The 257-nt window shown below is 47.5% G+C and carries 1 protein-coding gene; it reads right to left on the minus strand.

What is annotated here, in order from left to right:
- The coding region (locus tag AAEY79_RS15565; protein ID WP_352289464.1) for a FlgD immunoglobulin-like domain containing protein at positions 1-257 on the minus strand (257 nt) is incomplete at both ends.

Below are 257 nucleotides of genomic sequence, written 5' to 3' on the forward strand. Positions count from 1 at the left end.
GTGCCCAATGACACACTGGTAACATGGGCATAAGTCGATACGGCTAAATCTTCCGACGTTCCATCCACTTTACCGCTAGCCTTAATGGCGTAATTACCGGCTTCTGCGGGTTGGCCATCTGAATCTAAACCATCCCACGTCACATCAACATTGCCGCCTTTACTGCCATCAATATTAAAGCTCTTAATCAGCTGACCCGACTCATCTTCAATTCTGACCGAAATAGATTCGATGGTTGATGGCGTACTGATCACCCC

The sequence above is a fragment of the Psychrobacter sp. GW64-MNA-CIBAN-0177 genome, assembly GCF_040309585.1.
GTDB classification, from domain to species: domain Bacteria; phylum Pseudomonadota; class Gammaproteobacteria; order Pseudomonadales; family Moraxellaceae; genus Psychrobacter; species Psychrobacter okhotskensis.